Below are 25,425 nucleotides of genomic sequence, written 5' to 3'. Positions count from 1 at the left end.
CCTGTAACAAACTAGGATGATAAAAAATTTAGTAATAGTAGAGTCGCCTGCAAAGGCTAAGACGATTGAGGGGTATTTAGGGAAAGACTTCGTGGTGAAATCCAGTTTTGGCCACGTGCGCGACTTGCCTAAGGATAACAACGCCATTGACATTGAGCACGGTTTCAAGCCGACTTACGTGGTGTCCAGTGACAAGAGAGAAGTGGTGTCGCAGTTAAAAAAGCTGGCGAAAGAGGCCGAAACGGTTTGGCTGGCATCGGACGATGACCGCGAGGGAGAAGCCATTTCGTGGCACCTGACAGAGGCGCTGAACCTGAACGACGCCAAGACCCGCCGAATCGTTTTCCGTGAGATCACCAAAAATGCCATACTTAACGCGATCAACTCACCGCGCGGCATCGACATGGACCTGGTAAATGCACAGCAGGCCCGCCGTATACTTGACCGCATTGTGGGTTTCGAGCTATCGCCGGTACTCTGGAAAAAGATCAAAACAGGCCTTTCGGCAGGGCGCGTGCAGTCTGTGGCCGTGCGTTTGGTAGTGGAGCGTGAAAGAGAGATAGAGCGCTTTAAGGCTGAAGCTACTTTTAAAATAACCGCACAGTTCGATGTGCAGGGCAAAACACTGGAGGCTGAACTGCCTACCAGGTTTAAAACAGAGGAAGAGGCGCAGAACTTTCTGCAAAAGTGCATCGGGGCTGATTATACGATAGAGAACCTGGAGAAAAAGCCGCTGACGCGTACACCCGCCCCGCCGTTTACCACCTCTACCCTACAGCAGGAAGCCAGCCGCAAGTTATACTTCTCGGTTGCCCAGACCATGACCATCGCCCAGCGCCTGTACGAGTCAGGTAAGATATCCTATATGCGTACCGACTCGGTAAACCTGTCGGATGAGGCCATACAAGGCGCAACCAGAGAGATCACTAGCTCTTTCGGTGACAAATTTGTGAAGCAGCGCCGTTTTAAAACCAAGTCTGCCTCGGCACAGGAAGCACACGAGGCCATCCGCCCTACCGATTTCTCGAAAATGGTGGTAAGCGAAGACCGCAACGAACAGCGTTTGTACGAGCTTATCTGGAAACGTGCCATTGCCTCGCAAATGGCTGACGCCGAGATCGAGAAGACCACTGCTACTATTGGCATCTCTACACAGCAAGACCAGAAACTTCAGGCCACCGGTGAGGTGATCAAGTTTGAAGGCTTCCTGAAAGTATACATTGAGTCGAAGGACGATGAGGAAGGTGCTGACGAGGATACAAAAGGCATGTTGCCTCCCTTATCCATTGGTCAGCAGATAGACCTGCGCCAGATGCTGGCTACGCAGCGTTACAGCCGTCCGCCGGCACGCTACACAGAAGCCAGCCTTGTAAAGAAGCTGGAAGAAATGGGTATAGGACGTCCATCAACCTACGCTCCTACCATTTCAACCATCCAGAAACGCGGCTACATCGAAAAAGACAGCCGCGAGGGTAAAGAACGTCCTTACCAGGTACTGACCTTAAAGAAAGACCAGATCAGTGCACAGCAGAAAACGGAGATAACCGGTGCAGAGAAAGCCAAGCTGTTCCCTACTGACACAGCTATGGTGGTGAACGACTTCCTGGTAGAGCATTTCCCGAACGTGATTGACTACTCCTTTACCGCACGTGTTGAGGCGGAGTTTGACGAGATCGCTCATGGCCAGAAAGAATGGGAAAACATGCTGGAAGAATTCTACAAGAAATTCCATAAGCGCATCGAGTCCAGCGAAAGTATATCGAGGGCAGACGTTTCGGGTGCACGTGAGATCGGTACAGACCCTAACACCGGCAAACAGATATTCGCAAAGCTCGGAAGGTTTGGTCCTTACGTACAGCTAGGCGAGGAAAACCTGGAAACCGGTGAAAAGCCACTATACGCTAGCCTGCGCAAAGGCCAGTTTATTGAGACGATAACGCTGGAAGACGCACTGGAACTGTTTAAACTGCCAAGAATTGTAGGCACTTTCGAGGACAAGGAAATGGTGGCCGCTATTGGCCGCTTTGGTCCATACATTCGCCACGATGGAAAGTTCTACTCGCTGCCTAAAACGATAGACCCGCTTCAGGTAACTGCCCAGGAAGCTGTTGAACTGATCGAGGCCAAGCGTAAAGCCGATGCGGAGAAGATGATCAAAACCTTCCCGGAGAACCCGGATGTGCAGGTACTGAACGGACGCTATGGCCCTTACATTGTTGTAGGCAAAAAGAATGTAAAGATACCAAAGGGCAAAGAACCGAAAGACCTTACACTGCAGGAATGCCTGGACCTGGCCGAAGCCACACCAGAAAAGAAAGGCCGAGGCGGTTTCAAGAAAAAAGCAGACGCAGAAGCTGCCCCTAAAAAAGCGGCCGCCAAGAAAACCACTGCTAAAAAACCTGCAGCCAAAACGACTAAAGGCACAAAGGCAAAGAAATAGTGAATGTAAGGCTCAGGGAATCTGAAAAAATATCTTCCTGATTCCCTGAGCTTTTTGTCTCTGAAGTATAAATTTTATACTTCGCTATTTGCCAATATAAAATCACCCGCTATATTTGCACCACAATCAGACAGAACGGCCCGTTCGTCTAGGGGTTAGGACGCCAGATTTTCATTCTGGTAACAGGGGTTCGATTCCCCTACGGGCTACCAGAAAGCCGCTTTAGGAAACTAGAGCGGCTTTTTTCATTTATGTCCCCTTACTTCGTAGGGACAGGTCGCGACCTGTCCGCAGCAAAGGCCTGTCCGCAGCAACGGCTGCCCCCTGAAACATACACAGAGCAATTTGTCTGAATCAGGATTTTCAAGATTTAAATTTATGATGTACAGGATGTTCGATAGCAGTGGCTTGACGGTTATCATTCTTTAAATTACATCGACAGGCTGTTATTCGGACAGCTTGCGACCCAAATGCTGTTAACTTAAGGGAATCGCTCTTTCGGACTTCTTTGTCCGAAAGTAAAACTTCCAGGGGATATCCTTATCCCCGTATTCCGCAACGCGGACAAGAATGTCCGAATCAGCTTTACAAAACCTTAAATTGACGGCATTGGGTTTACACCTGCCCCTATGAAGGCCTGACCCATGAAACAAAAAGTATAAGCACCGACAAGCCTCTGCTACCGAACATCTTGCCATCATGAGATCCCACAAATCTTATTTCAGGCAATTTAACCCGTACACGATTCGGATAGGTTTGTGCACGATTCGGACAGGTCGGGGAACAATGCGGACAGGTCGGGGAACGATTCGGACAGGTCGCGACCTGTCCCTACGAGAGGGGGTCGTAAAATACATCCTGCTGCCAGAGGGCGGGGTTATTATGGATATAATTTTCTATGTGGCGAAACGCTCTTTCGTGGCGGATGATATGGTCGTGAAAGGACCGCTGCCAGGCAAAATTAGGTAAACCTGCAAGTCGGATTAATTTGGAAGTGGTGGTTTTAAAAGCCCCAATCAGTTGCGAAAGTGATTTTGTTTTGCGCGATGGAAACGTATGGGTTGCTGTTACATCGAAAAGCCGTTGCTCGGACAGGTCGCGACCTGTCCCTACGAAGGCCTGATCAATTTCAATTATGGCATGTACGTGGTTCGGCATCACCACGAAAACGTGTAAAATAATGTACGGATATTGCTCGGCCAACCAACGCCATTGTGTTTCTGCGATCTTTCCAAAATCATTCAGCACCATAACTTCCTCCACAATCTTCCCAAACACACAAGCCTTGTCCTCTACACATAAGGTAACAAAGTAAAGCCCCTCCCTGCTGTAATCATACCCCAACATCCTGTTCCGTTTTCGATTCGGTAAAGCCATGAAAAAGTATACGAATATTCTCTTCGCAGGGACAGGCCCTTCAATGAAACAGCACAGGTGGACGTACCTCGTAGGGACAGGTCGCGACCTGTCCGCAGCAACGACCTGTCCGCAACAAAGACCTGTCCGCAGCAACGGCTGACCCATGAAACAATCTCAACAGACCAAATGGCAATCGTTCTAACCTGTCTGCAGCAACGGCTGATCCAAGAAACACACAAAATAAATTGTCTGAATCATGATTTACAGAAAAAAATATACCAGAATATTCGATAGCTGAGGCTTATAGCTATCCTTTCTTCGAATTTCATCGACAGGCCGTTGCGCGGACAGGTCGCGACCTGTCCCTACGAAGCGAAATATTATATTCCATCTATATATTTTCTATACTTTTCTGTAACTTGTACTTCTTTTAATACCGATCTATTACATGGCCAAAAAGAATACCCCTACCACCGCACCTAAGGCGGATATAGATTTTGAAAACGAACTCTGGAATGCCGCCAACGAACTGCGCGGCGCCGTGGCTGAGAACCAGTACAAAGACTATGTGCTCTCGCTGCTGTTCCTGAAGCACCTTTCCGAGCGTTACGAACTGCGCAAGCAGGAGCTGCAGCAATCCTTATTTGAAGACCCCGTAGAGACGCAATATTTTGCGTCTTTGCCCGAGGAAGAACAGCAACAGCAACTGGCACTGGTGCTGGAAGACGAGCTGGAGTACCAGGTAAAGAACGTGTTCTGCCTACCCCGTGAGGCAACCTGGGCCTACCTGCGCGAAAACGCCGAGCAGGACGACATCAAGGTGAAGGTGGACCAGGCCTTTGTGCTGATCGACGAGATCCTGAGCAAGCGCAACCCCGACTACAAAGGCGTGCTGGAGCCGATCTTCGTCAAAAGCCAGCTCTCCCCTACGCAGGTGGCCGGGCTCATCAACCTGTTCTCCAAAGAGAAGTTCTCCGAGATCAACAACCCCGAGTCCGACATCTACGGCCGCGTGTATGAGTATTACATCGGCAAGTTTGCCATGGCCGAAGGCTCCGGTGCGGGGCAGTTCTTTACGCCGGGCTCGGTGGTGCGTTTGCTCGTGGAAATGCTCGAGCCGCTCAAGGGCCGCATCATGGACCTGGCCTGCGGTTCGGGTGGTATGTTTGTGCAAAGCCTGAAGTTTCTGCAGGCGCACGGCGGCGACAAAAACGACATCTCCATTTACGGGCAGGAGCGCTACGAGGGCACGCTGCGCCTCTGCAAAATGAACCTGCTGCTGCGCAACCTCTCCTTCGACGTGAAGCTGGGCGACTCGCTGCTGCAGGACCGCTTCCCCGATCTGAAGGCCGACTACGCCCTCATGAACCCGCCGTTCAACATCTCGAACTGGCACCCAGAGCTGCTACCCGACAAGGACCCGCGCCTCTTCGGGGCTAAAGACACCTTTACCACTCCCGGCAACGCCAATTACATGTGGTTCCAGACGCTGTGGCACCACCTCTCGGAGCGTGGCACTGCCGGCGTGGTGATGGCCAACGGCGCCATGACCACCGGAAGCGCCGGCGAAAAGAACGTGCGCGAGCACATGATACAGCAAGGCATGGTAGACTGCATTGTGCAGATGCCCGACAAGCTGTTCCTGACCACCGGCATACCGGCCTGTATCTTTATACTAAGCAAGAACCGAGACGGTCGTGACGGCGAGCACCGCGAGCGCAAAAACGAGATCCTCTTTATAGATGCCCGCAAATTGGGCACCATGGCCAGCCGCCGCCTGCGCGTGTTCGAAGATGCCGATGTGGCCCGCATTGCCGACACCTACCATACCTGGCGCAACATCGGCGGCAGCTATACCGATGTGGAAGGCTTTTGCAAGGCCGCTACCCTACCCGAGGTGGCCGCCAACAACTACGTGCTCTCGCCTGGCCGCTACGTGGGCTCCGAAGCCGAAGAAGATGATGGCGTGCCGTTTGAAGAGAAGATGAAGCTGCTGACCACCGAACTGGCCGCTCAGTTTGATGAAAGCGCCCTGCTGGAGAAGCGGATTCGGGAGAATCTGGAGGGGATTGGGTTTGGGTTATAAAGAGTACCAACAAACACCATTGCTAATTTTATTTGCACAAAGTTAATTTTTTTAGCAACACCCATAAACATTTGTTTTTAAATGATTATATTTGGTATATATATCATTTAACCAATTTCAACTATGGCCAATTGCGACAATTTGTTTAAAAAATTTAACGGCAAGGGTTGCTTGCAGATTACAGACACTAAGGATGATCAGATGAAGAGATCACGTAAAAACATCAGAGACACTATACGTGACCACTTCGAAGAAAACCATCCTAAATATAAACCAAGATTTTATACACAAGGATCTTACATTACTGGTACAACAATCAGAACAAAAGATGATACTTGTGATATGGATGATGGAGTATATTTTAAAAGCAACCCAGATAATGTATCAGGAACCACGCTTCAGAGATGGGTAAAGGAATCTGTTGAAGACATAACTGATTCTACGCCTTCTCATAGGAAAAAGTGTATAACTGTTGACTTTAAAGCAGGATATAATATTGACCTGCCGGTTTTTTTGTTTGATAAAGACAAAGATGATCATCCAAATTTAGCCGTAAAGGATTCTGATTGGCAAATTGATGACCCGAAAGAGTTTAAAGATGAACTTGATAGCCAGAAGGATTCGGAAGGACAACTAGTTAGATTAACAAGGTACTTGAAGGCTTGGTGCGATCATAAAAGACATAAAATGCCAAGTGGTTTAGCAATGACAGTTCTTGCAATGAACCATTTACAAAAAAATAATAGAGATGATGTTGCTCTAAAATATACTTTAATTGAAATTGAGAATGAACTAAAGCCGGCAGGTCAGTTTAAATGTGAAATGCCAACTACGCCCAATGATGACCTGTTTGCGGATTATGACACGACTCGCAAAAACAATTTCCTAAACAACCTGGCCGATTTTATAAGGGATGCAAAAAAAGCCGTTGATGAGGAGAAGAACCAGTTAAAAGCAAGTAAGCTGTGGCAAAAGCATTTAGGAGATCGCTTTCCAGACGGTGAAGACACAGAAGAAAAGTCTACCAATGCTGCTCTTTTAAGTTCAACTATAGGAAGTGCTAGACCTTACTTTGGAAATTAATAGGCAAAAGCTGTTCGAGGAACAGCTGCAAGAAGTACTACAGCATTATCCTAATTTAACTATAAAAGATAAAAACGGAAAAAAGTACCTAAAGGGAATACTTGATGTTCGAAATGATTCTAAAGAAGTTGTAGATAGCTTCTTAATTGAAGTTCATTTTGCTAAGGGGTTCCCTTTTAGGTTTCCAATTCTATATGAGGTTGGTGGTTCCATACCGAATAACCCTGACTGGCATAAGTATAGCAATGGTAGCTGTTGTATTACTGTTGAACCCGACGAAAAATTTAAGTGCAAATACGGTATTTCTGTTCTTGTATTTATCAATAAACATGTAATAGCATTTTTAGCAAATTATATTTACCGCAAAGCTACAGGCAAATACAAAAATGGAGAATACAGTCATGGATTACCTGGTCTTGAGGAATTTTATACTGATCTTCTAAAGACAGATGACAAAGCATTATGGATAACTTATTTTAGGTACACTTTCAAAAATGAGAAGTTTAAAAATGCAAGGAATAAGCCTTGTTTCTGCGGAAGTAATGTAAAGTATAAAAAATGTCACATGTTAATATTTGATGTACTTAGAGTTCTCGGTGAAAGGCAAGTTTTAAAAGATTTTAGTGCAATTATAAAATGAAAAGAAAATTATTTATTGGCTCTTCTTCAGAAGGTAATGATGTAGCAGAGAAGCTTAAATTAAGATTGGAAGCTGAGGTCGGAGATTTCCTGACTGTTGAAAAATGGAATGACGGAGGGATCTTTTCACTTAATAAAGGTACTTTAGATTCATTAATGATCGCAGCTAGAAAATTCGATTATGGAGTACTAGTTGCTACAAAAGATGATGTAGCTAAGATAAGAAAGGTTGAATACTCCGTGCCAAGAGATAACATAATGCTTGAGATGGGAATGTTTCTTGGTAGTCTTGGACTTACAAGAGCATTCTTATTAGTTGAAGAACATAATAAACTCCCAACTGACTATAATGGCGTTACTGTTCCTTATTTTGATAGAGACAAAGATGGAAGCTTGAACGATGCTATTTCTAAAATAACTGAAGCAATTGTCAAAACAAGAAATAGTTATAACATAAGACCTGTACCGTCAGCTGCTTTAGCTTTAGGATACTTCGAAAGTTTTGTTCAAAAATTAGCGAAAAAGAAATTAGGAGATGGAACAGACTTTTCTCTAAAAGTAGTAATTCCTGAAAATATAAATGACATAGAGACTACTACTAATTCTTATAAGTTTAAAAATAAGAGCAAAGAAATAAGCCTCTATGGCGATGGCAAAAGACCTATAGTTTATCATTATGAAAATGATGAGAACTCCTTTTGGGATATACCTACAACTCTTTCTACCCTAAATAAATTAATGAATTTAATTAGCCCATCCAGCGAGATTGGTTTCGACCAAGATAAGCAGGAGTGGATAAAGCATGAATTGAGAAACTTTAAGGGTACAATTGAAATTCTTGCTGAACAATGTGACGCATGTAATTCGAGAGTACAAGTTGTATACACTTGATTTTTCTTTACATTTTTATCTATAGAAGTTAATCATTAATACTTATTATACATATACAATAATGACCAGTTGGGTGCCCCATAAATTATCAGAGGTAGCACAAATCGTTAAAGATGGTTATAAACCTTCTGCTGAAGATGAACTGCACTACATTGGCTTAGAGCATATTGAGCAGCAAAGCTTAAGACTTGGTGGAATTGGTAAATCATCAGACGTTACAAGCGGTAAGTATAAGTTTAATGCTGGTGATATACTGTTTGGAAAACTGCGTCCATACTTTAGGAAAGTATACAGACCGCAATTTGATGGCGTATGCTCAACAGATATTTGGGTAGTCCGTGCAAAGAATAATTTCGATCAAGGCTTCTTGTTTTACTTCTTGGCAAGCCAAGAGTTTATTGATTTGACTATGCAAGGCAGTAGCGGTACGCGTATGCCTAGAGCTGACTGGAATGTGTTAAAGGGTAAAGAGTTTAGTTTTCCCGACCTCCCAACCCAACACCGCATAGCCGAAATCTTATCTGCGCTGGATGACAAAATAGAGCTGAACCGCCGCATGAACCAAACGCTGGAGCAAATGGCGCAAACGCTCTTCCGGCAGTATTTCTTGGATGGAATTGATGAAGAGAATCTGCCGGAGGGTTGGAAAATTGGGAAATTAGGTGATGTTATTCTTCAATCAAAGAACTCAGTTAATCCATCGAAAGAGCCTGATAAAGTATACTTACACTATAGCATACCTGCATACGATAGTACGCAAAGACCCAATGAAGAGCTCGGCCATACTATACTTAGTAGCAAATTTATAGTTAAGTCAAACTCAATTTTGTTCTCAAAACTCAATCCGCGGTTTCCGAGGGTATGGAATATCGAAGAAGTTGATGAATCAAGAGCAATATGTTCAACTGAACTTTTAGTATTTATACCTAAGGCTCCAGAGTGGTACAGCTTTGCTTACCTCCTTCTAAGCAGCGAAGAAGTAAAGAACGATTTAGTTGGTAAAGCAACTGGTACAAGTGGTAGTCATCAAAGGGTAAAACCAAGTGAAATTTTAGAAATAGGAAGTATAATTCCAACTAAAGAAGCAGTAGCTGAGTTTGAAACCAAACTACGACCACTTCTACAGAAGAAGCACCAAAATCTTCTGGAGGTTGCCACTTTAACAAAAACAAGAGATTCCCTTCTTCCCAAACTCATGTCGGGAGAAATTGATGTAATGCAAACGAAACCGGAAGAGCTGCATGAGCCAGTACTTAGCTGAGAGCGACATAGAGGCAGCGGCCATTGACTGGCTGCGCGGGCAGGAGCCCTATACCTACCAACACGGCTCCGAGATAAAGCGCGACCTGAGCAAGGCCGTACTCGAAGATGTGTTCGGGGCCTTTCTGCAGCGCCGCTACCCGCAGGTGCCAGGTAAGGTGCTGGCCGAGCTGAAGCAGGAGTTCCTGTTTAACAGCGGCACCGATCTGCACCAGCGCAACCACGCCTTCCACCTCAAGCTCAGCAAAGGCATCAGCAAAACCTGGAAAGACGACACCGGCAAGCAGCACTTCGGCCACTTCTACCCCATCGCCTACGAAGATGTGCACCAAAACGAGTTCCGGGTGGTCAACCAGTTCACGATCATCGGCAAAAGCAAGCGCATCCCCGACCTGATCATTTTCGTGAATGGCTTGCCGCTGGTGCTCTTCGAGTTCAAGAACCTCTTCAGCCAAGACGCCACCGTAGAAGCCGCCTACAACCAGGTGCAGCACTATACCTACCAGATTCCGCAGCTCTTCGAGTACAACGCCCTCACCATCGTCAGCGATGGCCAGACCACCCTGCACGGCATGTACAGCAGCGGCCTGGAGTGGTTCGCCGCCTGGAAAAGCATAGACGGCCGCGAAGTAGTAAACAACGGCTTTGCCCTGGAAACGCTCATCAAAGGCCTGCTCGTGCCCGGGCGCCTGTTGCAATACGTGCGCCACTACATCTTCCACGAGCTCGACAAGGGCCAGCTGGTAAAAAAAGGCGCCAAATACCACCAGTTCTTCGGCATACAGTACGCCCTGCAGCAAACCATGAAGTCGGTGAAGCCCAACGGCGACGGCCGCATTGGCGTGGTATGGCACACCACCCGCTCCGGCAAAAGCATTACCATGGCTATTTATACCGGCATCCTGCGCCAGCTGCCCGAGCTCAAGAACCCGACCATTGTGGTGCAGGTAGACCGCTTCGACCTCAACCGCCAGCTCTTCGACGATTTCGTGGCCGCCAAAGACCTGGTGGGCGATGTAAGTATAGCCAACACCACCGACGAACTCCGCGCCCTCTTGAGCGGCGAAGGCGGCGGCGTGGTGTTCAGCACCGTGCAGAAGTTCAATCTGAAGGATAACGCCAACGGCCGCGAGCTGGAGCACCCCGTGCTGAGCACCCGCGACAACATCATCGTGATTGCCGACGAGTGCCACCGCACCCAGTACGGCCTTATCCAGGGCTTTGCCAACAACCTGCGCCGCGCCCTGCCACAGGCTAGTTTCATCGGCTTCACCGGCACGCCCGTCGACAGCAAAGACGCCGACACAGTAGCCGTGTTCGGGGAAATCATCCACACCTACGACATCCGCCAGGCCACCGAAGACAAAGCCGTTGTGCCGATCTACTACGAGCCGCGCCTGGCCAAGCTTCACCTGGGCAATGAGCAGCTCGAAGAAGAAGCGGAAGAGATAACCGGCGGTCTGGAAGAGAACGAGAAGAACCGCATTCTTTGGGCTGCTATGGAAGACGCAGCCGGATCTGCCGCGCGCGTTGAGGCCATCGCCAAAGACATGCTGCAGCACTATACCAACCGCAACGCCAGCCTGAGCGGCAAGGCCATGATCGTGTGCATGAGCCGTCGCAATTGCGTGAAGCTCTACGATGCCCTCACCGCGTTGGAAGGCTGCCCCGAAGTAGCCGTGATCATGACCACCAACATCGCCAAAGACCCCATCGCCTGGAACCCGCACGTGCGCACCAAAGAGCAGATGGAGGCCATCAAAAGCCGCTTCAAAGACCCCGACGATCCGCTAAAACTCGTGATCGTGCGCGACATGTGGCTGACTGGGTTCGACAACCCCGCCATGCACACGCTGTATTTAGACAAAGTAATGAGCGGCCACAACCTGATACAAGCCGTCAACCGCGTCGCCACCGTCTTCCGCGACAAGCCCAGCGGCCTGATCGTGGATTATATCGGCATTGGCGACAGGTTAAGAGATGCTACGAAGAAGTATACCTCGGCAGGTGGTGAAGGCAAGGTTGCTTTTGATATCGAAGAGGCGTTTGAGCTGGCGAAGGAGACGATTGCTACGCTGAAGGAAATGCTGCCGGGTGGTCCGGTTGAAGTTGCAACTACTACTTCTGGTGCAAGTGTTCAGCATAGCGTCACTTGTACTGAATCATGGGGCAAGTCTTCAGACTTGCGAAAGCCAGAGAACGGTTCAAGCAAGTCTGAAGACTTGCCAGCATTACAAGACACAAGTGACGCTGCGCTGAACACTTGCGCCAGTTCTGATAACGTAGAGACGCAATATTTTGCGTCTTCATTAGCCGCCGAAGACGCTGGAACCTTTACCACGAAGCGAGCAAACAGACATAACGATCTGTCCGGCAACTGTAGTGCTGCACCATCCGAGAATGTACATTCGGGAACGATTGAGACGCAAAATATTGCGTCTCTACATCAGGCTATCCCATACTTCTCATCTTTACCTAAAACAGAAAGGCTCAAATTGGTACAGCACGCCATCAACCACCTGGTAAAAGACGACGAACTAAGCAAAGCCTTCCTGCTGAACGAGAAGAAACTCAGCAGTCTGGCCCCTATCATCAAGAGCCACGAAAGTATAAATCTGCTCGCTGCAGACATTATCTACCTGCAGCACGTAGGTGCGGCCCTGCGCAAAGCCAAAAACCCGGACCGCAACGTTAAAAAAGCAGCCACACAGGTAAAAGACCTCATCCATAGAAGTATAGAAAGCGATGACGTGGTGGATGTGTTCCAGATGGCTGGCATCGAGCGCTTCGACATCTCCATCATCAACGACGATTTCCTGGCTACTGCAAAGGAGCAGAAGACCGGCAACGAACTGAAGCTGGAGCTGCTTCGCCAGATCATGAACGACGAGATAAAAGTGCGTTCCGCCAAAAACCTGGTGAAGTACAGAAAGCTGAAGGAAGAGGTAGAGAAGATCATTGCCGACTACCACAACCACTTTTTCGACAGCCTGGTGGCCATGGAAAAGCTACGCGAGGTTGCCCGGCACATGCAGGAAGAAGACCAGCGCCGCAACCAGCTGGGCCTTACCGATGAGGAAGAAGCCTTCTATGAGATAGTCGCCAAGCACCCCAACGCCGTGCAGGACTTCGACCTGATCAAAGAACTGGTGCAGAAGATTCTGGCCGAGGTAAAGAAAAGCGCTCAGCAACCCGACTGGTACAAAAAAGACGACACCAAAGCACAGCTGCAACTAGCCGTTAAAAAGGTCCTGCGCTTTAAAGTAAAAGCCGAGCTGCAGGAGATTCTGGATGAAGTGATGGAACAGGCCGAGGCGAGGTACAAGGAGTATGGGATGAGTGTGGCGTAACAGCTTCGTAGGGACAGGTCGCGACCTGCCCGTCCAATGGCCTGTCGATGAACATAAGCTCTATCGGATTTGCAATCCGCTTTGACTATTTTAAGTTGCTAGAAAGAAACGGATGGTAAGTCGGATTACAAATCCTGGTAGTATGTACTTCGGGATTGCAAATCCCGAAGAGCAAAAGGAAGTCCGAAAAAGCTTTTGCCTTAAGTTGACGGCATTGGGTCGCGACCTGTCCGAATCATACACAAGCAGTTTATTAAAATCTTCCAAGGGGCTTTACCCACAATCACTTTCGGATTTCTAATCAACCACTCATAGGGATTTGCAATACCAAGTATAAATTATTAGAATTTGAAATCCGACGATGACTGGTATCGTTACAGCAAGCTTTAAAGTATGAAAGCGGATTGCAAATCCTGATACTAATCTGCTCACGGATTGAAAATCAGAAAGTGCTTAAACCTTATATTTAAGGCACTGGTTAGCAACCTGGCAACAGACGGGCCTGACTTTAAGACCTTATTTATAGACACATGAAAAGTATGGGTAAATCTGGCTGAGGGGGTACTATGATCTAATTTTTAGTAATAAAGGAAAGCCGCTTCAGTTATTATTGAAGCGGCCTCCTATTTCAAATCGTACCTGAACAGGAACAACTTCTGTGCTTCAGTTTATTTGTCAAATGAATTTCATACTTTTTTGTGTCTGCCTGAAGTAATAAATATCATTTACCCTTGAGTATAACTTTCTTCTGGTAAAGGAAGCCCTCTCCTTTTAACATAAGCAGGTACATACCGTCCTTTGTTGCGGGTAATTTTATACTTACAGTTTCCTGCAGGTTTGTACCTAGGTTATACTTTGCCACTAAGGCTCCCTTCAGGTCATACAAGTAAATTGTTGAAACTCCTTTTGCCCTCAAGTTATCCGGCACGTCGATATTGAGTTTACCTGAGGCTGGATTAGGATATACCATTATTCCTTTGGCAAGCAAATCGTCATCCGCTGCTGTAACGCTGAAAGCCTCTGAACGAACTGTGCAGCCATCAGTGCTTGTCACAACAACATGGTAGGACCCGTCGCCTTTTACCTCGATCTCGCTGGAAGTGGCTCCCTCTATCATTTGGCCGTCCTTGTACCATTGCACACTACCATCCGGGTTGGCAACAAACAAGATCAGGCCGGTTTTCTCTTCACGGGAGTCAATCGAAGGTTTATCGGGCATTTCTTTGGCAGAAACTTCCACTTCTCTTGTCTCTACATAGCCTTCTTCGCTGCCTTTTATATACACCATATAGTCACCGGGCTCCAGACCTTCAAATGTGTCCGAGTCCGAGTAGTTTACACCATCCAGGCTATACTGAAGCGTGCCCTCACCACCTGATGCGTCAACCACAATTTTACCGGTCGCCTCTTCATCGCAACCTACGTCGGTTGTTTCAATAGCAACTATGTTTATGGCTGTAACAGCTTTTAAGGTAAAGGTGGTAGTACTGGCCATACTTGATCTGCCATTATCGGCGAATGCCCGCACATACAAAGTATAAGCCTGTCCGTCAGTAAGGCCAGATGTGTTTGCCTTAAAGTCGTTTCCGGATAGTTCTACAGTGGGTGCCGGAGTAAAACCGTTGAAAGCATAAGTCTGCGTTGTATTTCCGGAAGCATCTTTAAAGAAATACTCCAGCCTGACGATATTCACGATCTCATCATCTTCTGGCACATAAAATACAGACTGACTTACATGAGACCATTTGCTTTCAGAAGATCTGGCCCGCACATTAAGAATATGAAGCCCGGGTTCAAGTCCTTCTGTGGAGATGGTGTAAACCTGCTCTCCTTCTTTCAAAGCCAGAAAATTCCCTTTGCCAAAATCTACGTACTGGTCGAAGAAATATTCATAGCCAATTACATCTGCATCTTGTTGCACTATAGGTTTGTAGAACACAGCAGAGCTAGCCTGCGACCAGTGTCCCTCACTGTTTTTAAAACGCAGGTATAGGTTGTGTATACCAGGCTCAAGTCCTGATACATCTATGGTAGTATTAAGAGTCAGGTTTTGCTGCGGCGTTAGCTGCAGCTGCTGTCCTTTGCCAAAATCAACATATTGATCAATAAAGTACTCACCACTAACTATGTTGGGCTGCGCTAAGGCGATACAATGGCAAAGGACACTTATAACGAGTGTAATAAATAATCCTTTCATAGCCATATTAGTTAGCGGTAACTTTAATTTCAACTTTCAGCTCATTTCCGTCGGTGGCAAAGCCATCTGTAGTGAGCTCGTAAATATGCGGGATGTCCGGAATGCCGGAAAGACGGTATGGTGCAGGCCCGCCAAAAGCACCAATGTCTACACCGTTTCTTCCGGTATTATCAGCTGGTCCATTTTCCTTTATCTGGTACTTACCATCAGGCGACTCGCCACCCACAAAGATATCCGTAGGCGCCACATTTGCCTGGTTGTTGTTGTCGGTACCAAACTGGCTAAGCGCTGCAATGTTATGAGTTATACTTGACTGTGGGGCTGGTAGTACTACTTCTGATGTATTGGTGCCTAGAAGGATGTTGTTATGAATACTCAGCACAGAATTAGGGCCTACATTGAAGGTACTGTTGACAAAAACATTATTGATTAAGGTACCGGTTGTGTTATCTTGTAAAGCAAACTCGCCTAATACAATATTATTAGCAAAATATAAATTGCGTAATGGAGTAACGTTTGGATGCCATCTAATAGGTTTGGAAGCAAAATAGTTTCCGTGAACACTAATGTTTTCTATCTCCCCCTGATAATAATACAACATTGTTGATGGTCCGAAATAGCATTTAGAAATCTCTATATTGTCAGTTTCCAAAGAAACATTATTTGTTTGACTAAAATTAATTGATAAGCCAAGAAGTTTGGCTCCTTCTGATCCTGGTTCGAAAGTTATTGATCGTAAGGTGGCTGGCTGTGCATTTACCTGTGTTTCATTATTTTCCGTTAGAAAGTAACCTGGCCCGATTAAGGTAACTCTTTTCGAAATCTCCAAACTCCCATAGCTTAAAGTCGACCCCTCGATATAAAGCGTATCCCCTGCCTGCGCGTTATCATAGGCATCTTGTAAACTGGCATAGGTACTTTGCTGTGGGTTTGTAGGTTCTTGATTATTAACCCTGATAATTTTTGCGAACGAATTACCCGCAATTAGTAAGCAGACAAATAGTAATAGTCGTTTCATAGCGTGTTGTATTTAAGTTTTTAAAAAAGTCTGTCTTAAATAGTATGTATCTGGCAATACATTTCCAGCTCCTACACAGCGCAGGAGAAATAGTACTTTCAGTATAGTCATTTCATTATTAAACCATGACTAACCAGAGACCAAACAGTAAATTAAGGGTGATCTATATTTAGGGTGAGTAATACTTAAGATAGGTTTTATTTCAAAGAATATGTAGACGGACACCATTTACAATGTTTAAACATCTACTATATAATTTACACCACACCATCTCAATGGTTGTGTTTTAACAATAATTTATAATACTATTTAAGCCAATAAGCCTATTTTTTTAGTTATGGCACTTAAAATTTTAGACTTCTGAACTGATGGAGTACTTACATATCAGTTGATCTAAACAAAATAAAAGTTCATTTCTAAAATCCGCTGAGGTCTAAGCAATACCCACCAAAACAAAACAGGACACCCGGAAAACCAGGTGTCCTGTTTTTATACTTTGAGAAGATGATATTTATCTCAGATCATAGCGATCCGCGTTCATTACTTTAGTCCAGGCTTTCACGAAGTCTTTAACAAAGCGTTCCTGCCCGTCGGAAGTGGCATACACTTCGGCTATGGCGCGCAGCTCTGAGTTTGACCCGAAAATCAGGTCTACGCGGCTGCCTTTCCATTTTACATCTCCGGTTTTGCGGTCCAGGCCTTCAAACTCACGCTGACCTTTAGCGCTGGCTCGCCAGGTAGTGCCCATGTCCAGCAGGTTCACGAAGAAATCGTTGGTAAGTTTTTCAGGATTTTGGGTAAACACGCCAAGGTCGGAATGGTCAAAATTGGTGTTCAGCACACGCATGCCCCCAACCAGCACGGTCATCTCCGGAGCGCTCAGGTTCATAAGCTGGGCACGGTCTATCAGCATCTCTTCCGCCGATGACTTAATGTGGTCGTGGTTGCCATAGTAATTTCGGAAACCGTCTGCGTTTGGCTCCAGGATCGAGAACAGCTCCACGTCCGTCTGCTCCTGTGTGGCGTCGGTACGGCCCGGCGTAAATGGCACCGATATATCATGTCCGGCGTCTTTGGCGGCCTTCTCAATTCCGACAGTACCACCCAATACGATCAGGTCGGCTATAGAAGCCTGCTTGTTGCCCGACTGCGCCTTGTTGAAATCCTGTTGAATGCCATCGTATACCTTCAGCACCTTTTCCAGTTCCACAGGGTTGTTTACTTCCCAGTAACGCTGCGGTGCCAGTCGGATGCGCGCACCGTTGGCTCCTCCCCTCTTATCGGAATTACGGAACGTAGAGGCAGATGCCCAGGCTGTTGTTACAAGCTGCGAAACAGAAAGGCCCGAGTTTAATATTTTATCCTTCAGATTACTGATGTCATTTTCATTGATCAGTTCATGCTCCACTGCAGGAATCGGGTCTTGCCACAGCAGATCTTCTTCAGGCACCTCAGAACCCAGATAGCGTGATTTCGGTCCCATGTCGCGGTGCGTAAGCTTAAACCAGGCTCTGGCAAAGGCATCTGCAAACTCATCCGGGTTCTCCAGGAAGTGTTTAGAGATCTTACCATAAGACGGGTCCATTTTCAGGGCCAGGTCCGTGGTGAGCATGAATGGTGCATGCTTTTTCTCCGGGTCGTGTGCATCCGGAACAGTACCGGCACCAGCATCGCCGATAGGCTTCCATTGGTGAGCACCGGCAGGACTCTTAGTCAGTTCCCAATCGAAACCAAACAGGTTCTCGAAGAAGTTATTGCTCCATTGGGTAGGTGTGGTGGTCCAGGCACCTTCCAGACCACTGGTAATGGTGTGCTCCGAGTGTCCTTTGCCCAGGGTGTTTCTCCAACCCATTCCCATCTCTGCGATGTCGGCACCGGCTGGCTCTACGCCAACGTACTCACGTGGGTCGCCGGCACCGTGCGTTTTACCAAACGTATGGCCACCCGCTATCAGGGCAACAGTTTCGTAATCGTCCATGGCCATACGACCAAAAGTTTCCCGTATGTCCTGCGCTGCCGCGATCGGGTCCGGGTTTCCGTTTGGCCCCTCTGGGTTTACATAGATAAGGCCCATGTGCGAGGCTGCCAGCGGACTCTCCAGTACACCACCTTCATGGCGTTCCTTGTTGCCCAGCCATTCGCCTTCTGAGCCCCAGTAAATGTCTTCTTCTGGCTCCCAAACATCTTCCCTGCCGCCGCCAAAGCCAAAGGTCTTAAAGCCCATGGACTCCAGTGCGCAGTTACCGGCCAGTATCATCAGGTCGGCCCATGATATCTTTCTGCCATACTTCTGCTTAACAGGCCACAGCAGCAAACGCGCCTTGTCGAGGTTGGCATTGTCGGGCCAGCTGTTTAGCGGCGCAAAACGCTGTGAGCCGGAGCTTGCCCCTCCTCTACCATCCATAATGCGGTAGGTACCTGCACTGTGCCAGGCCATACGTATGAAAAACGGACCATAGTGCCCATAATCTGCTGGCCACCAATCCTGAGACTCAGTCATCAGGTTAAATATATCCTGCTTCACAGCCGCCAGATCAAGGCTCTTGAACTCCTCCGCATAGTTAAAATCATCCCCCATCGGGTTTGACTTGGATGAATGTTGATGCAGGATCCTCAAGTTCAGCATTTCAGGCCACCAATCGCGGTTAGACCTTCCACTGCCGGCCGTGAACTTCATGGCGCCGCCCAGGAAAGGGCATCTCCTGGACTCATTGGTATCCCATACGGGAGTATTGGGGGCTACATGTCTGTCTTTTTTGTGTTCCATAGTGTAGGTTGTATAAATTTTTATTTTGATTACAGAAGTAGAGCGGTGATAGCACCTTACAATGATCAAATATACTTATTTACAAACTGTTAGGCCACTTGCAACCATTCGATATTACTTATCAGCAAATAGACATACTCTATAATGCTGCATATCATATAAATTTGGCTGATTTATTACCCTATCTCAAAGCAGCATGCAGCTAATATTTTTTGAAAAAGATCTGGGCTGTTCAAAGCAAAGCCATGCTTCAGCCTTAGCAAAAGTAAACACACGAGCAGATCATGTAAACCAAAGGCCAACTACGCTGGCAGCAAATACACTTAAATACCTTAGCTGTGCCTGTTCTAATAAGCCGACTCAGATAAAACAAGCTTTAAAGAGGGAGTACGGGAAAGCTATAATTAAGTATAAAAATACCTGAAAAAGGACACACAGGATCAAGGATTTATACTTACCGGTAAACTTAGCTTAACATTTTTACCGACTCGTTTCCGGTAAGTATGGGAATGTCGTTGATACGGCCTTGCTCGGGGCCGTTTTCCAGGCGCAGGACACCTCTCGGGCAAACTGCGGCACATACCCCGCAGCCTACGCAGGAAGCCCGCACGATATTCTGACCACGCTGCGCATACCAACGCACATCGATTCCCATTTCGCAGTAGGTAGAGCAATTGCCACAGGATATACACTGCCCGCCGTTGGTGGTAATGCGAAACCTGGATTTGAAACGCTGCACAATGCCAATGTAAGCCGCCAGCGGGCAGCCGAAACGGCACCATACACGATTACCCATAAATGGGTAAAAGCCTACCCCTACCACACCGGCAAAAGCAGCGCCTATGGCAAAGCCATACCATTCGTGCAATGTATTTGTCCACTGCCCCAGCAGCGCAAAGCCCGAAAAATAATTGGCTATGGTTACAGCCGTCATCACAACGGCAAACACCAGTACCCCGTGCACCATCCAGCGTTCAATGCGCCAGGCCTTCAAAGATTTGTCTGACAGCTGACGGTAAGAATCTCCGGCAGTTTCGGCAAGGCCGCCGCAGCCACACACCCAACTACAGTACCAGCGCTTTCCATAAAAGTAGGTGAAAAGCGGCACTCCAATCAAGATCAGAAGTATACCCCATACCAGCATGAACAAGCCTATACTTCCGCTGCTTAGCATGCTCTCTACACGGTACTCATAAAAGAAAGTATAATCCAGGGGCCAGATGTTTTTGAAGTCGTGCCAGGGTTTGTTTAGCAGTACCAGAATCTCAGGTATAATAAAAGCAAAGCTCAGCTGGAAAAACATGACAGAGGCGGTACGCAGCATTTGGTAATTATTGCCCCTGTACTTACGAAACATCCGGACTCCCATCACAAGTATGGCTAAGGTATAAATGGTGCCATACAGGAACCACTGGCTGGCAGGTTCACCGGAAAGCAGCCTGCTAAGCGGATCGGTTAGTAAGGCCCAGTTTACGATGTATTCCGGAAACCAGTATAAGAGCACATAAATGCCTATCAGGTAAACGCCAACCGTGATCCCCACCACGCCCCTGGCCTTGTTTGACGAGAACATAACACCATCGTGCTTAATGCCGGGAGGCTGGTTTCTATACTTTGGAAGTATGTACAGCAGGGCACCGATGGAGCCTAACCCGATGGTAAGCAGTAGCAGAAGCAGCTTGTTGTTATTCACAAATCCCTCGCTAGCTGCCCTGGCAACGGCAAAAGTATAATCGTCCCAGATCACGCGGTCCCATTGCTCGTTTAACTGCTGCCGTTGGTTATACTCATCCAGGTAACCGTTAAAGGCCCGGGCAAAACTAAAAATGCTGCCATAGGACTTGCCCAGCATGGGCTGGAGCTCTTGCCTCAGAATGGCGTAATGCTGCTCACTGGTTGCGCTGCGCAGTTTTTGCTCCGTAAGCTCAAACTTGCCCCAAAAAAGCAACACATTAAAGAGTATAAGTGCGGCAAAGAATAAACCCAAGCCTATGTTTTGTAGCAGTTTCATCGTTTTATAGCCCTAAAATCGAAAGCAGGCCTTTCTTCTTTTTCTTATTTTGTGGCTGCAGGTTGGTACCAAGATCACGGTTATACTTTGCCAGCATGTCGGCATAGTGTCGTTCGTAAAACTCAGGCTCAAAATCAGCCAGGTGCAGTTTCTCCATCACGTCCTCCACGGAGCTTTTAGCCAGCAGGGCATCGTGAAAAAAGTTATGTCGCAACCGTATGCCTAAGGTGTTTACTCCCCGCAGCTGTCGTGTTTCTTTGTCAAAAACCAGGCGTAAGCATTTTCGGCCCTCGGGGTGCTCCCAGTAAAAAGTGGTAAGAGGCGCTTCGATGTTGCCAGGTACCTGCCCGTAGGTTTGATACTCGATATCCAGGAACTTGGCTGAGTTGAACCAAGGACCCGGGTTATACTTTACAGGCTCGTGGCTAAGGTTGTGTGCCAGCGTTTCGCCGTGCATGCGGCCTGTATACCATACCTGCTCTACCGGCCTTCTGTATGGTGGCGGCGTGCGGTACTCTACACAGTCGCCGATGGCAAATACGTTGGGTATGTTGGTGGCGAAATATTCATCTACAAGTATGCCTTTGTTTGTCTCTAGATCTGTGTCACGCACCAGGTCGATGTTTGGGCTCACACCTACGGCAATACCCACAAACTGGCAGGGAATCTCTTCACCGGATTTAGTAAGTATGGCCCTCACCGAGCCATTGCCATCATCCAGTATTTTGTCCAGTTCAGTATCCAGACGCAGGTCGATGTGGTGCTCGCGGATGTGACGACCTACCAGTTGCGCTTCTTCGTGGGGAAGTACCTTGCCCCAGAACTCATTTTCGCGCACCAGAAACGAAACGGGTATGCGGCGGCTGCGCAGCATCTCGGCCATTTCTATCCCGATAAGGCCTCCTCCTACTACAACAGCTTGCCGGCATTCTTTGGTGTTTAGCTCCATCTGCTCCACGTCCTGCAAACTGTAGAGTCCCTGCACCCCTTGCAGGTCCTGCCCCTCCCAGCCAAACATATTCGATTTAGACCCCAATGCCAGTACCAGGATATCATATGAAACCGGATTGCCTTTTGCCAGCTGCAATTGCTTCTGCTCAAAATTTATACTTTGCACCCAGTCGTGCACCAGCTCCAAACGGTTTTTCTCCCAGAACCAGTCCTCGTAGGGTTTGGTGTGGCCATAGGTCATGTGCCCCATGTAAATGTACATCAGGGCTGTGCGGGAAAAGAAATGCTCGGATTCTCCGGAGATGATCGTGATACGGGCAGAACTGTCGCGCTTGCGCAGGTGGCGGGCACAGGTTATACCCGATATGCCATTGCCAATGACCACTACCCTGCGCCCTTTGGAGCGGTTGCAGTATTCTGCCGTATGCTTATTGTTTTCCATCCAGGCTTATTATACTGCTAATTTTAAAAAACAGCAAGCTCTATTTGCAAAGCCAACCCAAACCAGCAGGAAATAAAGCGCCACACTGCACCACCGTGATTAACTATACGCAGTCATACTATGCTTCACTACAGTAGTTTACTGCCTGTGGCTTTATTAAACGAGAATATCAATCTCTAACCATTATTCCGGAAACAAAGTATGATGATCAAGGCATTAAACAAGCAGCCTGAATAAAAATGAATTCAAGTTGCGATTAACCCACCCCTAACCCCTCTATGAAGGGGAATTTTGCTCGTGCATGAAATTCCCTTCTTGAAGACTAGCCAAAACGAGTGTTTTGAGCTAGCAAGCACAGCTCTTTAGAGATGGGTTAATCGCAACTTGAGTTAAATATACCTTTTGCAAATGGCGCTATCAGATAAAAAGTGTGTACCCTGCGAAGGCGGAATTCCTAAACTGCAGGGCAAGGAAATTGAAGGATTCTCGCATCAGATACAGGATTGGTGGGAGGTGTTGGATGAAAAGAAGATCCGGAGAGAGATCACTTTCCCGGACTTTAAAACCGCTATGGCCTTTGCTAATAAAGTTGCTGCCATAGCAGAGGCAGAGCAACACCACCCTGACCTGCACATTTCTTACGGCAAAGTCATTATCGAGCTCTGGACACACGCTATCAATGGCTTGTCGGAGAATGATTTTATACTGGCAGCTAAGATAGATGATCTGAAATGAGGTGCTAAAGTATAAATTCAGATATCTTCTTAAAAAAGCTAAATCTACTTATCCTCGTATACGGCTGTTTCCGGGTGAAAGGCATACCAGGCAAACCAATACAGTTGGTTAACTACTAGCTCTTCCCCTTTGGCATTTGTGACCCGCACACTCTCCCCTTTCTTATCAAACCTAATCGTTAGTTCTTCCCCTTCAAATGTATCATTAATGGTCTCGCGGTTCGCTTTTTTGAGCTCTGGAAACGGGTATGCTTTAAAATTACCATTTATTTCGATGCCTGCCACAAGTGTTTTCGGTTGATACCTGTCGCTGGTAACCTGAACCGGAAACATAAGCTCTCTGCTGAAGGCATAATCGCCGTAGGGGCTTCTATTGTAGTCGCGGCGGTGGCCTGTTTTAGTGGAAAGCACTTTTGTTTCGGGGTATTGCGCAAGCCAACCTTGCCATGTAGTGGCTGTGGCCACCACCTGTGGCATTTCAGTACCTTTCAGAGCTCCACTTATGGCTTCCGCCTTTACCTGCGACCACAATGACTCTGTTTGATGGTCGTACATGATCACGTTGCTGTTGTAAAGCAACCCGCTTACCCCAAAAGTATAAACCTTGCCTTTTATCTCTCTTGAAAATACATAAGCACTGTGGCATAGCGGACAATAACTGACCACGATCGGCTTCCCTCCTACTTCATCGTTCACGATCTCGTGCCAGGTAAGTATCTTTATCGGGTATGCCCTTACATCATTGTTGAGGTTTAGTCCAATTATAGGATCTTCCGGACGCATAAAGTCCGCCTCTGAGGAAGTTACAAATTTAGGGTCTGAAATAGACGGAATGTTATCACGGTTTGGTGTGCCTTCATAGATTTCCTTTATGGGCACAGTGGGTGATTTTATCTCAAACCCATTCATTACCCGCACCTCTTGTAGGGTCTGCTTTATACTATTACTTTGTGTATTACAACCCACCAGCACCAAAACCACCATAACTAAAAATAACTGCCTCATCATTGACTCTCTCCATTAAGTTTATGACTGATCAACATATACTGCTCTCGCCTAGCTGTTTCAAACCGCATAAGCAGCATGAAAATATAAGATCGTCTATAATATGGCTACATTCTTAAGAAAGGATGTTTTGCGGCAGCACTTGCAAGTTGCGCAACTAAGGTTGCAATCTCATCGGGTTTTTCCTCCTGCAGAAAGTGTTTGGCGCTGAGCTTATACATACCTGTTAAGTTTGCAGCCTGCTCTATCTCTTTACCAAAATGATCGTAATCCAGAGCCGGATCATCTGCGCCCCATATCGCTTGTATAGGGTAAGGCACCTGCTGCACAGCTTCGTAACAAAGTCGTCTAAACTCTTCAGATTTCTGGAAGTGTCGCATGATCTTTAGAAACGCTTTTCCGCCGTCATCGCGCTTTAGCAAGTCAACGTAGGCATATACCTCTTCTTTTGGTAAAGCTTCTATGTTATTAACACCCAATTGCGAGAAGAGAAGGTACCATGATGTATGGGTAATTATTTTAAGCTCCGCCTCACCAAGCAATGGCATCTCAAAGGGACGCATTGGCAGTGGCTTCTTAAACTTATCAACCTCTATCCATGTGTTCAGGATTGTTAGCGAGCGTACCTTATCTTCATTCTCTGCCGCTAAAGCAAAGCCTATGGGGCCGCCAATATCATGCACTAGCAAGTGATATTTTTTTATACCCAGCAGTTCTATGGTTCGGGCACAGAAACGGGCAAAATTGTGAAATGTGTATTCAAAATCTTCCGGCCTGTCTGAAAACCCGAGTCCCGGCAGATCGATAGCAACTCCACGTAAGCCTCTTGAGACTAAACCAGGAATAACCTTTCGGTACAGGTAAGATGATGTTGGTACACCATGTATACAGAAAACTACTTCCCCTTCACCTCGGTCCAGTACAAATGTCCTTATCCCATCTACATCTATAAATCTACCCGCATCCTTATGCTGTTCTATTATTTGCTCTACTGTTCGGTTACTTCCCATAATTGATTGAATGTCTTGTAATAAATTTTCATACGGACCTACTTTGTAAAAGTGTAAAGTATCTCTTTAGGGTGTGCTGTATTATACAGATGTGTACTTTACCAGATTCCCACTCTAGAAAATTGTGTTTTCTTAAAACATCTTTGCAGTTATTACACTATAACTAATTAATAATCAAAACA

Annotated in this window: 16 protein-coding genes and 1 tRNA gene; 9 read left to right on the top strand and 8 right to left on the bottom strand. The window is 46.9% G+C overall.

The features are described 5' to 3' along the window. The first annotated feature begins 16 nt into the window (after positions 1–16). Together topA and AC4BAP_RS10095 are read left to right on the top strand one after the other, a co-directional pair. Positions 17–2,440 (top strand): type I DNA topoisomerase, encoded by a 2,424-nt coding sequence (gene topA, locus AC4BAP_RS10100; RefSeq protein ID WP_490582520.1) that lies wholly within the window; start codon positions 17–19, stop codon positions 2,438–2,440. 137 nt (positions 2,441–2,577) lie between these two features. After that, positions 2,578–2,652, top strand: a tRNA-Glu gene (locus tag AC4BAP_RS10095). Between the two features lie 619 nt (positions 2,653–3,271). On the opposite strand, the gene AC4BAP_RS10090 is transcribed toward AC4BAP_RS10095, so the two are convergent. Continuing rightward, entirely contained in the window at positions 3,272–3,817 is a 546-nt protein-coding gene (locus tag AC4BAP_RS10090) for a transposase (protein WP_490582519.1), read from the bottom strand. A gap of 430 nt (positions 3,818–4,247) precedes the next feature. Between AC4BAP_RS10090 and AC4BAP_RS10085 the strand changes: the two genes are divergently transcribed. The 6 genes from AC4BAP_RS10085 (at position 4,248) to AC4BAP_RS10060 (ending at position 13,108) form a co-directional block, all read left to right on the top strand. Further along, positions 4,248–5,885 (top strand): type I restriction-modification system subunit M, encoded by a 1,638-nt coding sequence (locus AC4BAP_RS10085; protein WP_490582518.1) that lies wholly within the window; start codon positions 4,248–4,250, stop codon positions 5,883–5,885. 123 nt (positions 5,886–6,008) lie between these two features. Further along, complete coding sequence (locus AC4BAP_RS10080) at positions 6,009–6,968, top strand: CBASS cGAMP synthase (protein WP_490582517.1); 960 nt, start codon at positions 6,009–6,011, stop codon at positions 6,966–6,968. Beyond that, the gene (locus AC4BAP_RS10075; protein WP_490582516.1) at positions 6,958–7,608 is read left to right on the top strand and encodes an SEC-C domain-containing protein; all 651 of its coding nucleotides are present in this window, start codon (positions 6,958–6,960) and stop codon (positions 7,606–7,608) included. Before AC4BAP_RS10080 ends, AC4BAP_RS10075 begins: the two co-directional genes overlap by 11 nt. Continuing rightward, positions 7,605–8,498 (top strand): TIR domain-containing protein, encoded by an 894-nt coding sequence (locus AC4BAP_RS10070; RefSeq protein ID WP_490582515.1) that lies wholly within the window; start codon positions 7,605–7,607, stop codon positions 8,496–8,498. Before AC4BAP_RS10075 ends, AC4BAP_RS10070 begins: the two co-directional genes overlap by 4 nt. A gap of 61 nt (positions 8,499–8,559) precedes the next feature. After that, positions 8,560–9,759: a restriction endonuclease subunit S gene (locus AC4BAP_RS10065; protein ID WP_490582514.1), complete on the top strand. Its 1,200-nt coding sequence runs from the start codon at positions 8,560–8,562 to the stop codon at positions 9,757–9,759. Beyond that, on the top strand, positions 9,740–13,108 hold the full coding sequence (locus AC4BAP_RS10060) for a type I restriction endonuclease subunit R (RefSeq protein WP_490582513.1): 3,369 nt from the start codon (positions 9,740–9,742) through the stop codon (positions 13,106–13,108). Before AC4BAP_RS10065 ends, AC4BAP_RS10060 begins: the two co-directional genes overlap by 20 nt. Before the next feature lie 721 nt (positions 13,109–13,829). On the opposite strand, the gene AC4BAP_RS10055 is transcribed toward AC4BAP_RS10060, so the two are convergent. From AC4BAP_RS10055 to AC4BAP_RS10035, 5 genes are all read right to left on the bottom strand, one after another. Then, the gene (locus AC4BAP_RS10055; protein WP_490582512.1) at positions 13,830–15,305 is read right to left on the bottom strand and encodes a T9SS type A sorting domain-containing protein; all 1,476 of its coding nucleotides are present in this window, start codon (positions 15,303–15,305) and stop codon (positions 13,830–13,832) included. A gap of 7 nt (positions 15,306–15,312) precedes the next feature. Beyond that, complete coding sequence (locus AC4BAP_RS10050) at positions 15,313–16,323, bottom strand: right-handed parallel beta-helix repeat-containing protein (protein WP_490582511.1); 1,011 nt, start codon at positions 16,321–16,323, stop codon at positions 15,313–15,315. A 511-nt stretch (positions 16,324–16,834) separates the two neighbouring features. Further along, on the bottom strand, positions 16,835–19,090 hold the full coding sequence (gene katG, locus AC4BAP_RS10045; protein WP_490582510.1) for a catalase/peroxidase HPI: 2,256 nt from the start codon (positions 19,088–19,090) through the stop codon (positions 16,835–16,837). A 466-nt stretch (positions 19,091–19,556) separates the two neighbouring features. Further along, a complete protein-coding gene (locus AC4BAP_RS10040) occupies positions 19,557–21,101 on the bottom strand; it encodes a 4Fe-4S binding protein (RefSeq protein WP_490582509.1) in 1,545 nt (514 codons plus the stop codon). A gap of 4 nt (positions 21,102–21,105) precedes the next feature. Then, positions 21,106–22,494 (bottom strand): NAD(P)/FAD-dependent oxidoreductase, encoded by a 1,389-nt coding sequence (locus AC4BAP_RS10035; protein WP_490582508.1) that lies wholly within the window; start codon positions 22,492–22,494, stop codon positions 21,106–21,108. A gap of 408 nt (positions 22,495–22,902) precedes the next feature. Here AC4BAP_RS10035 and AC4BAP_RS10030 point away from each other — a divergent pair, with 408 nt between their 5' ends. Next, positions 22,903–23,229: a 4a-hydroxytetrahydrobiopterin dehydratase gene (locus AC4BAP_RS10030; protein ID WP_490582507.1), complete on the top strand. Its 327-nt coding sequence runs from the start codon at positions 22,903–22,905 to the stop codon at positions 23,227–23,229. Positions 23,230–23,273: 44 nt separating this feature from the next. On the opposite strand, the gene AC4BAP_RS10025 is transcribed toward AC4BAP_RS10030, so the two are convergent. Together AC4BAP_RS10025 and AC4BAP_RS10020 are read right to left on the bottom strand one after the other, a co-directional pair. Beyond that, positions 23,274–24,236 (bottom strand): DUF3179 domain-containing protein, encoded by a 963-nt coding sequence (locus AC4BAP_RS10025; RefSeq protein WP_490582506.1) that lies wholly within the window; start codon positions 24,234–24,236, stop codon positions 23,274–23,276. 104 nt (positions 24,237–24,340) lie between these two features. Next, positions 24,341–25,243 (bottom strand): alpha/beta fold hydrolase, encoded by a 903-nt coding sequence (locus AC4BAP_RS10020; RefSeq protein ID WP_490582505.1) that lies wholly within the window; start codon positions 25,241–25,243, stop codon positions 24,341–24,343. Between the last annotated feature and the right edge of the window lie 182 nt (positions 25,244–25,425).

Source organism: Pontibacter sp. GD7, assembly GCF_058216375.1.
The sequence above is the reverse complement of the archived record's forward strand: the minus strand, read 5'-3'. Positions and strand labels throughout refer to the sequence as shown.